Source organism: Nocardiopsis mangrovi, from assembly GCF_042653925.1.
Taxonomy (GTDB): domain Bacteria; phylum Actinomycetota; class Actinomycetes; order Streptosporangiales; family Streptosporangiaceae; genus Nocardiopsis_B; species Nocardiopsis_B mangrovi.
This window is the reverse complement of sequence record NZ_JBHSFQ010000016.1, coordinates 93,501-107,052: the sequence shown is the minus strand read 5'-3', so window position 1 is coordinate 107,052 and position 13,552 is coordinate 93,501. Positions and strand designations below refer to the sequence as shown.

Here is a 13,552-nt window from a genome sequence, read left to right as displayed (position 1 = left end):
GCTTCCCGTGTCCCCCGGCGCGGCGGTCCGCCCCGGGGGACACGGCGCCCGGCGTCAGCCCGCTCCCGGGCCGAGCCGCAGCCGCAGGCGCCCCGGGTGCGGCCGCTGCGGCGGGCTGATCCGGCCCACGGGCGTGGGGCGCGCGGCACCGGTGCACGACGCAACGGTCCCGGGGATGCCGTTCCAGGTGAGAAAGCCGAGCAGGGCGAACAGGTACGCCTCCTTGGCATCGGGGTCGATCCCGAGGGAGTCGGAGAAGCGCAGCGGGGCGGGGCCGAGCGCCGACCGCAGCGCCGCCACGAGCGCGGGGTTGCGCAGGCCGCCGCCCGAGGCGACGACCTCGGCCACCCCGTGGCGGGCGCACGCGTCGGCGATGGTCGTCGCCGTGAGCTCGACGAGGGTGGCGAACACGTCGTCCTCGGCGACGTCGAGCCCGGCCAGCGCCGCGTCCAGGTAGCCGCCGTGGAACACCTCCTTGCCGGTGGACTTCGGTGCGGGGCGCGCGTAGTAGGGGTCCTCGCGCAGCCGGGCGAGCAGTCCCCCGTGCACCCGCCCGCGCAGGGCGCGCCGGCCGTCGCGGTCCATGCGCTCGGCGCCGGCGCCGAGCCGCGACGCCGCGATGTCGAGCAGGGCGTTGCCGGGCCCGGTGTCGAAGGCCAGCGGGTCGCGGTCGGGCGCCACGACGGTCAGGTTGGCGATTCCCCCGATGTTGAGGGCTGCGGCCGGGGCGTCGCGGCCGGCCAGCCAGAGGACGTCGAAGGTGCTGGCCAGCGGGGCGCCCTGGCCGCCGGCGGCGACGTCGCGGGCGCGGACGTCCGAGACCACCGGCACGCCCGTGGCCTCGGCGATCCACGCGGGCTGGCCGAGTTGCAGGGTGCCGCGGGCGCGGCCGTCCTCGATCCAGTGGTAGACGGTCTGGCCGTGGGAGACGACGAGGTCCGCGGCGCGCCCGGGGCACAGGTCGGCGATGGCGCCGCGGGCGGCGTCCGCGAACGCCTGGCCGATGAGGGTGTCGAGCCGGCACACCTCGGCCATGGTGGTGGGCGCGGGCGGCAGGGCGGCGAGGATGTCCTCGCGCAGAGCGGGGGGATGGGGCACCTCGCGGTGGGCGATGGGGGCCAGCACCACGTCGCCGCCCGCCAGCCGGAGGTCGGCGACGGCGACGTCGATGCCGTCGACCGATGTTCCCGAGGAGAGTCCGATCACGATCATCCCGGAGTCCTTCCCCGCCCCGGGGTGCGCACGCCCGCCTTAGCCGAACTGGAAGGCGCGCTTGGCCAGGCCGAACCAGAAGCCGTCGATGACGGTGCGGGCGGTCTCCCCGCCGGCCTGCGCCGCCCCCAGCGCGACGAACAGCGGCGCCAGGTGCTCGCTGCGGGGGTGGGCGATCTCGGCGGCCGGGCCCTTCTCGCGCCAGTCGAGCAGCGCGTCGACGTCGCCCGATTCCGCCGCGCGGGCCGCCCAGTCGTCGAACTCCGCCGACCACGAGGGTGCGGCCGCGTCGGTGCCCCGCTTCATGTCGATGCGGGAGAGGTTGTGGGTGAGGAAGCCGCTGCCCATGATCAGCACGCCTTCGTCGCGCAGCGGGGAGAGCCGGCGGCCGAGGTCGAACAACTCCCGCGGGTCGAGGGTGGGCATGGAGATCTGCAGGACCGGGACGTCGGCCCGGGGGTACATCTCCTTCAGGGGCACGTAGGCGCCGTGGTCGAGCCCCCGTTCGGGTGCCTCGGCCACGGGTACCGGGCCGCCGCCGAGGAGGCCGCGCACCGATGCGGCCAGCTCCGGCGCCCCGGGCGCGGGGTAGGCGACCTCGTAGTAGCGGCGGGGGAAGCCCTGGAAGTCGTAGGTGAGCGGGACGGTCGTGGTGGCGCCGATGGTCACCGGCGCCGCCTCCCAGTGGGCCGACACGATCAGCACGGCCCGCGGCCGGCCGAGCCCCTGCGACCAGGAGGACAGCTGCCCGGTCCACAGGGGGTCGTCGGCCAGGGGCGGCGCCCCGTGGCCGAAGTAGAGCACGGGCGCCGGCGCCCGGCCTTGCGGTGCCTGGTGTGCGGTGCGGTTCACGGGGGCTCCCCTCGCCCGAGGAATTTCTTTCTGGAAAATCATTTCCCAGAAAGAGACTACCTCAGGGGAGCCGTCAGTGGACGATCGCGACGGGGCCGTGGGCCCCGTGCAGCACCGACTGGCTGACCGAGCCCAGGAGCAGGCCGGCGAACCCGCCGCGCCCGCGCGAGCCCACCACGACCAGGTCGGCCGGGGTGGCCGCCTCCAGCAGCGCCACCACCGGGTGTCCGCGCACCGCGCGCGGGTCGACGCTGACATCGGGGTGGCGCCGTGCGGCGTCGGCGACCTCCGCCTCGGCGGTGCGGCGGGCGGCGGCCTCCACGGCGTCGTCGTCGAACGCCTCGGGCGGCACGGGCCCCATCGACGACGCGAAGGCCGCCATCGGCTGCCAGGCGCAGACGGCGATGAGTTCGGCGCCGACCCTGTCGGCCTGCGCGAACGCGAAGTCCACCGCGCGCTTGCTCTGCTCCGACCCGTCCACGCCGACGACGACCCGCCCCTTCACCCCGTGCGCCTCCTCGTGCTTCTTGGGCAGCACGACCACGGGGACCGGCGCATGGGCGGCCAGCTCCACGCCGACCGACCCCACGAACGCGCTCGCCAGCCCGCCCAGCCCGCGCGATCCCACCACCACGGCCGCCGCATCGGGCCGGGACGCGGCGTCGAGCAGGGACTCGGCCGGGCGGGACTCGGCGAGCTCGGTCTCCACCCGCAGTTCGGGGAAGATCCGCAGGATCCAGTCGCGCGCGTAGTCCAGGAGCGCCTGGGCGTCCTGGTGGCGCGGCTGCGGCTGGTCGTCGTAGACGATGACCTCCCGCCAGGGCCCCTCGGCGTCGCGCGGCCAGACGGCGGTCACGATGCGCACGCCCAGGCCCGCCAGCGTCGCCTGATTGGCCGACCATTCGAGTGCGTAGCGGCTGGAGTCGGAGCCGTCCACCCCGACCACCACCCAGCGGGCCTCCGGTGTCGCATTCACAGCGGCGCCTCCTCCTCGTCTCCCGGATTCCGGTTGCGGGGATGAGTACCCGCACAGGCCCGCTTCAGGCGCGCGCGGCGCAAAAGGCCCCGGCACCGAGCACCTCGGCGCCGGGGCCGGCGGCCATGCGAACGGCGGGTCAGCTGCGGTAGTGGTGGATGCCCCAGGCCAGGGCGCCGGAGGCGCCGCCCTCGACCCAGTTGCGCAAGCCGGTCTTCATCCGCGACAGGTAGCCGTCGCTGATGCTCCCGGCCAGCGCGTGCTCGCGCAGCTCGGTCTCCGCCAGGATCCGGGCGTAGTGGGTGGGCAGGTGGTCGCTGAGGTCGTCGAACTCGACCTTGGCCAGGCCCAGCCGGCCGGCCTCGCGGTCGTAGAAGGCGGGCGTGCCCATGCTGTCCAGGTGCAGCCGCGCCAGGATCGGCCGCAGGGCCCCGGCGGGCGCGCCGTCGGCGGCCATCGGGTCGGTGAAGACGAAGTGGCCGCCGCTGCGCAGCACCCGGCTCGCCTCTTCGAGCACCCGGGTCCGGTCCCCGCTGTGGAGCAGGGCGTCCTGCGACCACACGACGTCGAACCCGTTGTCCTGCGCGGGGATGTCCTCGAAGGACCCGTCCACCACCTCGATCAGGTGGTCCAGGCGCGCTTCGCGGTTCAGCTCCCGGTTGCGCTCGTTCTCGACCTCGCTGAGGTTCAGGCAGGTGACCCGGCAGCCGAACGTGCGCGCGAGGTAGCGCGCCGATCCGCCGTACCCGGACCCGAGGTCGATCACGGCGGTGTCGGCGGTCAGCGGCAGCTTGCCCGCCATGCGCTCGACCGTGCGCCGGCTGGCCTCGGCGATGTCGTCGTCGGGGCCGCGGTAGAGCCCGACGTGGATGTCGGTGCCGCCCCAGATGGAGTGGTAGAAGGTGTCGGCGTCGCTGGAGTTGTAGTAGTCGCGCGCGGTCTGCACGGCCGCGGAGTAGGACTCCGCGCGCTGGTCGTCGCGGTGGTAGGCCTTCTCGGCGATGTGGATGAAGAAGTCGGGCTCGTCGCCCTGGTAGGTCTCCTGGAAGTCGCCGTAGGTGTCGACCTTCTGGAAGCCGACCTCGCGCATGAGCCGCCGCATGTAGTTCTTGCGCAGCGGGAACATGTTGAGGTGGTACTCCGAGGCGTCGGGGAACCGGTAGACGAACCGGGCCAGGCCCTCGTCGACGTGCTCGGGCTCGGCCGACACCTCCTCCCCGCAGTAGTAGTACGTGTGGGTGTTGCCGTACTTGCCGTCGAGGAGGGCGTCGTAGTTGCGCTGGTCCAGGATGAGCACGCCGTCGTGCTTGAGCATCGCGTAGAACTCCGCCAGCGCCTTGCGCCGGTCGCGTTCGGCGAACAGGTGGGTGAACGAGTTGCCCAGGCAGATGATGGCGTCGTAGGTGCCGTGGACGTCCCGGTTCAGCCAGCGCCAGTCGGCGTGGACGACGCGCAGGATGTGCCCGCCGAAATCGAGGCCGTTGGCGAACGCCTTGGCCAGCATCTCGGGGCTGCCGTCCGCGCTGACGGTGTCGAACCCCTCTTCCACCAGGCGCACGGAGTGGAACCCCGTGCCCGTGGCGACGTCGAGGACCTCGCGGACCCCCCGTGCCTTCAACTGCTCGATGAAGAAGCGGCCCTCGCTGGCATAGCGTCGCTTCCAGTCGATCAGCTCGTCCCACTTCTCGACGAACCCGGTGACGTATTCCGCTTTGTAGTGGTCGGTGTCGCGAACGGCGAGCGGGTCATCCCCGAATCGCTGCTGATCCTGCCCGTTGATAGATCGACTCCTCACACTCGAAACACCCTCTCGCTGTGCACACACGACGCCGAGGGTGAAACCTCGCGCATATACATTGAAAAGCATGACCCCCGTGGTAATACAAGGGCAAGATTCGTGATTTCCAGAGTATTCGCAGGTCAGACCGCATAAATTCGATCTTCACGAGAACGCGTTCGAGCACCGTGAACCTGGGCCTCCGGCATCCCCGACGCACCCGGAAGCAATTCTTGAAGGCGGCATCGAATCGCATGGCGCAACCCATTGCGCAACGCGCACCGTGAAATTATTCGACACGACAGCGAAATTATGGTGAATCATCTCCGTGCTACACCGCCGCCGCTGCCGCCGGGACGCCCTCCGCCGCTCCCGGCCCGCCCGCACCGGCGCGCGTGTGCCTCGGCGCCGCGCTGCTGGATAATGCGGGGATGGCCATCAGTGGACGCGGCTCCCAGGAGATCGCCGCCAGCATCGAGAGGGAGATCGCCCGAGGGGACCTGCACGCCGGAACGGCGCTCCCGCCGATCCGCGACCTCGCCGGGGACCTCGGAGTCAACGCCAACACGGTGGCCGCGGCCTACCGGCTGCTGCGCGACCGCGGCCTCGTCGAGACCGGGGGGCGCCGGGGTACGCGGGTGCGCGGCCGGCCCGCCGGCCGGCCCCGCGAGACCGAGGCCGGCCGCGTCCCCCCGGGCACCCGCGACGCCGCCAACGGCAACCCCGACCCCCGGCTGCTGCCCGATCTCGGTGCCGCCCTGGCCGCCGTCGCCCGGCGGCGCAGCGGGCACCACCCGCTCTACGGCGACCCGCCGGTCGACCCCGGGCTGCTGGAGGCCGCGCACGAGGTCTTCTCGGCCGACGGCGTCCCCGCCGACGACCTCACGGTCACGGCGGGGGCGCTCGACGGCATCGAGCGCCTGCTGCGCTCCTCGCTGCGCCCGGGGGACGCCGTCGCGGTGGAGGACCCCGGCTGGCCCGCGCTGTACGACATGGTCGCCGGCCTGGGACTCAAGCGCCTGGGGGTCCCGGTCGACGACGACGGCATGGAGCCCGGCGGGCTCACCGCCGCGCTGCGCGCCGGCGCCCGCGCGGTGGTGCTGACCTCCCGTGCGCAGAACCCCACCGGGGCCGCCGTCTCCGCCGAGCGCGCGGGCCTGCTGCGCGCCGCGCTCGCGCACCACCCCGATGTGCTAACGGTCGAGGACGACCACGGGTTCGGGTTCACCGGGCAGCCGTTCCATGGGGTGCACGGCGCCGCGGAGCGGTGGGCGGTGGTGCGGTCGGTGGCCAAGGGGTACGGCCCCGACCTGCGGCTGGCCATGGTGGCCGGCGACGCCTCGACGGTCGACCGGGTACGGGTGCTCCTCCAGGCGGGGACCGGCTGGATCAGCCGCGTCCTCCAAGAGGCGTTCGTGGAGGTGTGGCGGCACGGCGGGATCGTCCCGGGCGAGGTGGCGCGCTGCTACGGGGAGCGCCGCGGCGCCCTGATCGACCGGCTCGCCGAGGCGGGGGTCGCCGCCCGGGGGCGCAGCGGGGTCAACGTGTGGGTGCCGGTCGCCGACGAGGCCGCGACCGTCGCCGCGCTGCTGGCCCGGGGGTGGGCGGTGGCCCCCGGCCGGAACTTCCGCCTGGAGTCCGCGCCGGGCATCCGGGTGACGGTATCGGCGCTGGAGGCCGGCGACATGCCCCGCCTGGCCGCCGACATCGCGGCGGCCGCCCGGCCGGCGGGACCCGCGGTCTGAAAACCGCCCTCCGATATGACTTGGGGCGATTTGACGATTACGTACCGTGACTACGGGTATGGGGGCATCGACCGCGTTCTACGCCGTATCGGGGGGTACCGGCATGGGCGGATTCGAGAGTGAGCGACCGATCGACACCACACGGCTGTGGTCGGGGGGCCTGGCCACGGCCGTGGTCGCCGGGCTGATCGCCCTGGTGGGGATGTTGCTGATCCGCGGTGTGCTGGGGGTGCCGGTCCTCGCGCCACACGACGCCGGCCTCCTCGGCGGCGTGGTCGTGGGCGGCTATGCGCTGATGGCCGCCGTCGCGGCACTGGCGGCCACGGGGCTGCTGCACGCGCTGCTGCTGACGGCGCCGCGGCCGGCCACGTTCTTCGGCTGGATCGTGGGGCTGGCGACCCTGGTGGCGGCGGTCGGCCCGGTCACACAGGACGCGCCGGCGGGCGGCCAGATCGCCACCGGCATCGTCAACGCCGTCACGGGCCTGGTGATCACGTCGCTGCTGGGCGGGGTCGGCGCCGGCGCCGTGCGCCGTCCGCGCGGCACCCGGCCGCTGCTGCGCGCCGAGGGCGCGCTGCCCGATGTCGGATACACGCCGGCCTGGGACCACGGCCCGGACGGCGGCCCGCCGGAGGACGGGCCGGCCTACGACGCCGGCCGCCGCGACGCGTCGGACGGCGGCGCGGCCGGAGGCCCCGCGAACACGAGCGGCGCCCCGCGCCGCCACTACCCGGACCCCACGGCCCAGAGCGGGCACGACTGACGCGGCCGCCACGGCGGCCGCGCGGGGGTCATCCGCCGCTGACCAGCGCGTCGATCCGCTCGGGGCTGAGGCCGTACTCGATCACCATGACGGCGGCGCCGATGACGCCGGCGCGCTCGCCCATCTGCGACGAGACGATCCGCAGGTCCTCGGTCGCCAGGGGCAGCGAGCGCTGGTAGATGACCTCGCGCACGCCGGCGAGCAGGTGGTCGCCGGCCAGCGCCAGGGAGCCGCCGATGACGATGATCGACGGGTTGAGCATGTTGACCGACGCCGCCAGCACCTCACCGACGTCGCGGCCGGCCTGGCGCAGGGAGAGCAGGGCGGCCACCGAGCCGGAGCGGGCGAGTTCGACGACGTCCAGCGCCGTGCGGGCCTCGATGCCCTGCCCGGCCAGCTCGGCCGCGATCGCGGCGCCGCTGGCCACCGCCTCCAGGCAGCCGGTGTTGCCGCACCGGCAGGGGTGCCCGGCGCCGTGGGGGACCTGGATGTGGCCCATGTCGCCGGCGGCGCCCTTGGCGCCGCGGTAGACGCCGCCGTCGCTGATGATGCCGCAGCCGATCCCGGTGGCGACCTTGACGAACATCAGGTGGCTGGCGTCGCGCCACCGCGCGAAGTGCTCGCCCAGGGCCATGATGTTGACGTCGTTGTCGACCAGGACCGGGCCGGCGAAGCGCTCCTCGATGTAGCCGGGCACGTCGAAGCCGTCCCAGCCCGGCATGATCGGCGGGTTGACCGCGCGCCCCGTGGAGTGTGAGACGGGGCCGGGCAGGCCGATGCCCACGCCGAGGACGTCGTGCTCGGAGCGCCCGGCGCGGTGCAGCAGCATCCGCCCGTGGTCGATGACCCAGTCCAGCCCGGCCACGGGGCCGTCGGCGATGTCGAGGTGGTCGCGGGTCTCGGCGAGGACCTCCCCGGCCATGTCGGTCAGGGCCAACCGCGCGGCCGTGGCGCCGAGGTCGGCGGCCAGGACCACGCGGGCCGAGGGGACGAACGCGAACGTCGTGGGCGGGCGGCCACCGGTGGAGGCGGCCTCGCCCGCCGGCCCGATGAGGCCCCCTGCGAGCAGGGCGTCGATGCGCTGGGTGACGGTCGAACGCGCGAGCCCGGTGATCCCCGCGAGCTCGGACCGGGTGCGCGGCCGTCCGTCGCGCAGCAGCCGCAGCAGTGTGCCGGCACCGGGGGCCGCGGGGGCGGCACCGGGGGAGACCTGTCCGGGGGTGGAGCTCAGCGCTCCTGCGGGGATCAGCGCGTCTTCTGTCACCCGACCAGTGAATCACAGGAACTATTTCAGATACGTCGACCAGCTATTTCTACTCTGCGTCGCATCTTCTGCTTGACGTTCGTCATAAGTCCCGTTTACCTTCCCACCATGGCAGTGAGTCACATCACAGAACCGAGCGCGCCCCCGGACCCCGGTGCCGCGCAGCGGGGCGGCTACCGCGCCGCGGTCATCGGCACCGGGTTCATGGGACGGGTCCACGCCCGGGCCATCCGGGTGTCCGGCGGCCGGGTGGTCGGTGTCGCCGCGTCAACCCCCGACAAGGCGGAGGCCGCACTCGGCCCGCTGGGCGCCGAACGCGCCTACGCCGACGCCGCCGCCCTCATCGCCAGCGACGACGTCGATGTCGTGCACGTCTGCACGCCCAACCACCTGCACGCCCCGCTCTCCCTGGCCGCCATCGCCGAAGGCAAGCACGTCGTCTGCGAGAAGCCGCTGAGCACCGACGCCGACACCGCCGCCCGCATGGTCGCCGCGGCGGCCGACGCCGGGCGCGTCGCCACCGTCCCCTTCGTCTACCGGTTCCACCCGATGGTCCGCGAGGCCCGGGAGAAGGTCCGCTCGGGCGCGGTGGGCCGGCTCACCCTCGCCCACGGCAGCTACCTCCAGGACTGGCTGCTGCGCCCCGGCGACGACAACTGGCGGGTCGACCCGGATCTGGGCGGCCCCACGCGCGCCTTCGGCGACATCGGCTCGCACTGGTGCGACCTGCTGGAGTTCGTCACCGGCGACCGCATCGCCCGCGTGGCCGCGCAGACCTCCACCGTCAACGGCAGCCGCGGCTCGGGCGACGGCCGGCCCGTCGACACCGAGGACGTCGTCACCCTCCAGTTCCAGACCCGCGCCGGCGTGGTCGGCGCCGCGGTCATCAGCCAGGTCTCGGCGGGGCGCAAGAACCGGCTGCTGCTGGAGGTCTCCGGCACCGAGATGACGCTCTCCTTCGACCAGGAGCAGCCCGAGCTGCTCTGGCAGGGCGGGCGCGAGCAGAGCGGACTGCTCATGCGCGACCCCGACACCCTCAGCCCCGCCGCCGGGCGGCTGGCCCGGGTCCCGGCCGGCCACGCGCAGGGCTACCAGGACTGCTTCGACGCGTTCGTGGCCGACACCCGCGACGCCATCGCGGGCGACGCCCCCGACGGCCTGCCGGTCTTCACCGACGGCCTGCGCGCCGCACACCTGGCCGAGGCCGTGCTGACCGCCGCGGCCGAGAACGCATGGGTCGAGGTCCCCGCGTGAGCAGCGCGCCCGGCGACGCCCCTCTGCTGCGCATGCGCGGCATCGGGAAGTCGTTCCTCGGTGTCCGCGTGCTCAGCGGCGTCGACCTGGAGGTGCGCCCGGGCGAGGTGCACGCCCTGGTCGGCGAGAACGGCGCCGGCAAGTCCACCCTGATGAAGATCCTGGCGGGGGTCCACCAGGCCGACGCCGGCACGGTCGAGCTCTCGGGCTCCCCGGTGTCCTTCTCGCACCCGGTGCAGGCCCAGCAGGCGGGGGTCTCCACCGTCTTCCAGGAGTTCAACCTGCTCGCGGAGCGCACCGTCGCCGAGAACGTGTACCTGGGCCGCGAGCCGCGCCGCCGCGGGGCGGTCGACGCCCGGCGGATGACCGAGGACACCGCGCGGCTGCTCGACGACCTCGGCCTGGGCGGACTGTCCCCCGGCGCCCGGGTGCGCTCGCTATCGGTGGCCGAACAGCAGATCGTCGAGGTCGTCAAGGCGATGTCGCACGACGCCCGCGTCATCTCCATGGACGAGCCCACCGCCGCGCTGGCCGACCACGAGGTGGACCTGCTCTACGGGCTCGTCCGGCGGCTGCGCGAACGGGGCGTGGCCGTGCTGTACGTCTCGCACCGGCTGAAGGAGATCTTCGACCTGTGCGACCGGATCACCGTCCTCAAGGACGGCCGGCGGGTCGGAACGGTCGACACCGCGGCCACCACCTCCGACGACCTCATCCGGATGATGGTGGGCCGGCCGGTGAGCACGCTGTTCCCCGGCCCGGTCGAGGGCACCGCGCCCGGCCCGGTGCGGCTGGAGGTCACCGGCGGCGGCAACGACCGGCTCGACGGGATCGGGCTGCGCGTGCGCGGCGGCGAGATCGTGGGGCTGGCCGGCCTGCAGGGCAGCGGGCGGACGGAGCTCGCCCACGCCCTGTTCGGGATCGACCGCTTCACCCGGGGCGAGCTGCGGGTCGACGGCCGGCGGGTACGGCTGCGCTCCCCCAACCAGGCGGTGCGCTCCCGCATCGCGCTGGTCACCGAGGACCGCAAGGCCGAAGGGCTCGCGCTCAACCAGTCCGTGCTCGCCAACGGGCGCATGGTGCTCGACGCGGTCCGCCCCTCGGCCGCGCGGGCCGGCGCGCGCCGGCTGCCCGGGTTCTTCAGCTCGCTGGAGCTCGTCGCCCGCGACACCGGCCAAGAGGTCCGCTTCCTGTCCGGCGGCAACCAGCAGAAGGTCGTGCTCGCCAAGTGGCTGGCCACCGACCCCGCCGTCATGGTGCTCGACGAGCCGACGCGCGGTATCGACGTCGGCGCGAAACGGGCGGTGTACACGCTCATCCGCGACCTCGCCAAGGCCGGTGTGGCGATCCTGCTCATCTCATCGGAGCTGCCCGAAGTGATCGGCCTCGCCGACCGCGTCGTGGTGCTCCACGACGGCCGCATCGCCGGGGAACTGCCCGGCGGCGCGGGCGAGGAGGACGTCATGGCGCTGGCCACCGGTCACCACAGCGGCGCGAGGAGGGCGGCCTCATGAGCGCGGGCATCACGGCGCGGCTGCGCGGCGCCCCGCGGCGGCTCGGCACCACCGGCATGGTCTACGCGGCGCTGGTGCTCATCGTCGCCGTCGGCGCCGTCCTGGCCGCGACCCGCGGGCACAACCTGCTGGGCACGGCCAGCACGGTCGACATGCTCACCCGGTCGAGCCTGCTGGGGTTCGTCGCGATCGGCCAGACCCTGGTCATCCTGTGCCGGTCGCTCGACCTGTCGGTGGGCTACGTCATGGCCCTGTGCAGCATCGTCGCCGCCACCACGATGGCCGGCGACCCGGCGCGCATCGGGTTGGGCATCGCCGCGGTCCTCCTGGTGTCGGGGCTGATCGGCCTGGCCAACGGGCTGATCGTCACCAAGCTCAAGGTGAACGCGTTCATCGCGACCCTGGGCATGGGCCTGGTCATCAAGGGCTACCTCGACACGCAGTACGCCGGGCCCACGGGCGAGGTCCCCGCGGCGTTCCAGGCGTTCGGCTACACGCGCATCGGCTTCGTGCCGCTGTCGACCGCGGTGATGCTCGCGGTGGCGGTCGCGGCCATCCTGTTCCTGCGCAAGACGCGGACCGGATACCACATCTACGCCGTGGGCGGCGACGCCGACGTCGCGCGGATGTCGGGGATCCGGGTGGACCGGCCGGTCGTGACCGCCCACGTGCTGTGCTCGATGGCGGCCGGGGTGGCGGGGCTGCTCATCGCGTCCCGCTTCGGCACCGGCAGCAGCCTGGTCTACTCCTCCGGCTACGACCTGGAGTCGATCGCCGCGGTCGTCCTCGGCGGCACCTACCTGATGGGCGGGAGCGGGGGCGTGGCCGGCACGGTCGCCGGGGTGCTGATCCTCGCGGTGCTCGACACCCTCTTCAACATCCTGGCCGTCGACCCGTTCTTCAAGGACGTCCTGCGCGGCGTCATCGTCATCGCCGCGGTCGCCATCTACGCCCGCCGGCAGTTCGCCCGCCCGCTCAGCCGGCCCCGGTTCGCCGGAGGCGGCGGCGCCGGCGTCGGCACCGCGGGACCGCCGGGCCCGGAACCGGAGACCGGCCCGGACGCGGAGCGGCCGGCCACACTGGAAACGGCGCGGGAAGGGGGCCGGCCATGACGGGCACGGCCGTTCGGACGGGCCCCGGGGCCACGGCGCGCGACCTGGTGGGCCGACTCGCCGGAGGCGGCAGCGGCACGGTGTTCGCGCTGCTCATCCTCATCTTCGCGATCATCTTCACGCTCAACCCCTCCTTCGCGGCGCCGCCGTCCCTCCTCGCGTTCGTCAAGGCCGCCGCGCCCCTGGTGATCCTCGCCGCCGGGCAGTACCTGGTGATCGTCTCCGGCGAGCTCGACCTGTCGGTGGGCTCCCTCGTGGGCGCGCAGGTGGTGCTGGCGGCGGCGCTCATCGACGGCGAGGCGTCGCGCACGGTGCCCGTCCTGCTGCTGATGATCGCCTTCGGCGCCGCCGTCGGCCTGGTCAACGGGCTGGTCACCACCCTGCTGAAGGTGCCCTCGATCATCACCACGCTCGGCACCATGCTGGTCCTCTACGGGGCGATCCGGCTGTGGACCGGCGGCGCGCCCACCGGCGCGCTCTCGGACGAGTTCCGGGTCGCCGGCCGCGGCGGGATCGAGGACCTGCCCTTCATCGGCCAGCTCCCGTGGGCACTGCTCATCCTGCTGGCCGTCGGCGGCGCGGTGGTCGCGCTGATGCGCTCCCCCTTCGGGCGGACGCTCGTGGCCACCGGCGACAACGACACCGCCGCCGCGTTCTCGGGCGCGCGGGTGTGGCGCGTGCGCACCCTGGCCTTCGTCGGCTCCAGCCTGCTGGCCACCCTCGCCGGGATCCTCATCGGCGGATTCGCCGGGGTCACCGCCCAGGTCGGCGACGGCCTGGAGTTCGCGGCGATCACCGCCGTGGTGCTGGGCGGGGTCGTCCTGGGCGGCGGGCGCGGCACCGTCATCGCCGCGATGGCCGGCGCGCTCACCGTCGAGGCGCTGTTCACCCTGTTCAACCAGCTCAGTCTGCCGTCGACGATCCAGCCGACGGTCCAGGGCCTCATCATCATCGCCGCGGTCGCCTACGCGGCCCGCGAGCGCCCCATCCGATCCCCCCGGTCCGCGGAGCCCGCGCTCCCCGGGCCGGACAAGCCGACGGAGGTGCCGCCCGCGGGCGGCACCCGCTAGGAGGTCCGAGACG

11 protein-coding genes are annotated in these 13,552 nt (G+C 73.9%); 6 read left to right on the top strand and 5 right to left on the bottom strand.

Translation table 11 applies throughout. From position 1 onward, the window contains the following. Nucleotides 1–54: 54 nt before the first annotated feature. From ACFO4E_RS17085 to ACFO4E_RS17070, 4 genes are all read right to left on the bottom strand, one after another. A complete protein-coding gene (locus tag ACFO4E_RS17085) occupies nucleotides 55–1,212 on the bottom strand; it encodes an anhydro-N-acetylmuramic acid kinase (RefSeq protein WP_378576017.1) in 1,158 nt (385 codons plus the stop codon). Nucleotides 1,213–1,251: 39 nt separating this feature from the next. Next, the gene (locus ACFO4E_RS17080; RefSeq protein WP_378576015.1) at nucleotides 1,252–2,064 is read right to left on the bottom strand and encodes a dioxygenase family protein; all 813 of its coding nucleotides are present in this window, start codon (nucleotides 2,062–2,064) and stop codon (nucleotides 1,252–1,254) included. A 73-nt stretch (nucleotides 2,065–2,137) separates the two neighbouring features. After that, entirely contained in the window at nucleotides 2,138–3,040 is a 903-nt protein-coding gene (locus ACFO4E_RS17075) for a universal stress protein (RefSeq protein WP_378576013.1), read from the bottom strand. 139 nt (nucleotides 3,041–3,179) lie between these two features. Further along, nucleotides 3,180–4,835 carry a glycine/sarcosine N-methyltransferase gene (locus ACFO4E_RS17070; protein ID WP_378576011.1) on the bottom strand — a complete coding sequence of 552 codons (1,656 nt, stop codon included), beginning with the start codon at nucleotides 4,833–4,835 and terminating at the stop codon, nucleotides 3,180–3,182. A gap of 413 nt (nucleotides 4,836–5,248) precedes the next feature. On the opposite strand from ACFO4E_RS17070, the gene ACFO4E_RS17065 reads away from it, so the two are divergent. Both ACFO4E_RS17065 and ACFO4E_RS17060 read left to right on the top strand, forming a co-directional pair. Beyond that, nucleotides 5,249–6,562: an aminotransferase class I/II-fold pyridoxal phosphate-dependent enzyme gene (locus ACFO4E_RS17065; RefSeq protein ID WP_378576010.1), complete on the top strand. Its 1,314-nt coding sequence runs from the start codon at nucleotides 5,249–5,251 to the stop codon at nucleotides 6,560–6,562. 58 nt (nucleotides 6,563–6,620) lie between these two features. After that, on the top strand, nucleotides 6,621–7,325 hold the full coding sequence (locus ACFO4E_RS17060; RefSeq protein ID WP_378576008.1) for a DUF6069 family protein: 705 nt from the start codon (nucleotides 6,621–6,623) through the stop codon (nucleotides 7,323–7,325). Nucleotides 7,326–7,353: 28 nt separating this feature from the next. On the opposite strand, the gene ACFO4E_RS17055 is transcribed toward ACFO4E_RS17060, so the two are convergent. Next, the gene (locus tag ACFO4E_RS17055) at nucleotides 7,354–8,589 is read right to left on the bottom strand and encodes an ROK family transcriptional regulator (RefSeq protein WP_378576007.1); all 1,236 of its coding nucleotides are present in this window, start codon (nucleotides 8,587–8,589) and stop codon (nucleotides 7,354–7,356) included. Between the two features lie 114 nt (nucleotides 8,590–8,703). Between ACFO4E_RS17055 and ACFO4E_RS17050 the strand changes: the two genes are divergently transcribed. Genes ACFO4E_RS17050 through ACFO4E_RS17035 form a run of 4 tightly spaced genes read left to right on the top strand, consistent with a single transcriptional unit; the run spans nucleotide 8,704 to nucleotide 13,539 of the window. Continuing rightward, entirely contained in the window at nucleotides 8,704–9,843 is a 1,140-nt protein-coding gene (locus ACFO4E_RS17050) for a Gfo/Idh/MocA family protein (RefSeq protein WP_378576094.1), read from the top strand. Beyond that, a complete protein-coding gene (locus ACFO4E_RS17045) occupies nucleotides 9,822–11,357 on the top strand; it encodes a sugar ABC transporter ATP-binding protein (RefSeq protein WP_378576005.1) in 1,536 nt (511 codons plus the stop codon). The genes ACFO4E_RS17050 and ACFO4E_RS17045 overlap by 22 nt, the downstream gene beginning before the upstream one ends. After that, nucleotides 11,354–12,469: an ABC transporter permease gene (locus ACFO4E_RS17040; protein WP_378576003.1), complete on the top strand. Its 1,116-nt coding sequence runs from the start codon at nucleotides 11,354–11,356 to the stop codon at nucleotides 12,467–12,469. The genes ACFO4E_RS17045 and ACFO4E_RS17040 overlap by 4 nt, the downstream gene beginning before the upstream one ends. Next, entirely contained in the window at nucleotides 12,466–13,539 is a 1,074-nt protein-coding gene (locus tag ACFO4E_RS17035; protein ID WP_378576001.1) for an ABC transporter permease, read from the top strand. The genes ACFO4E_RS17040 and ACFO4E_RS17035 overlap by 4 nt, the downstream gene beginning before the upstream one ends. Nucleotides 13,540–13,552: the final 13 nt, after the last annotated feature.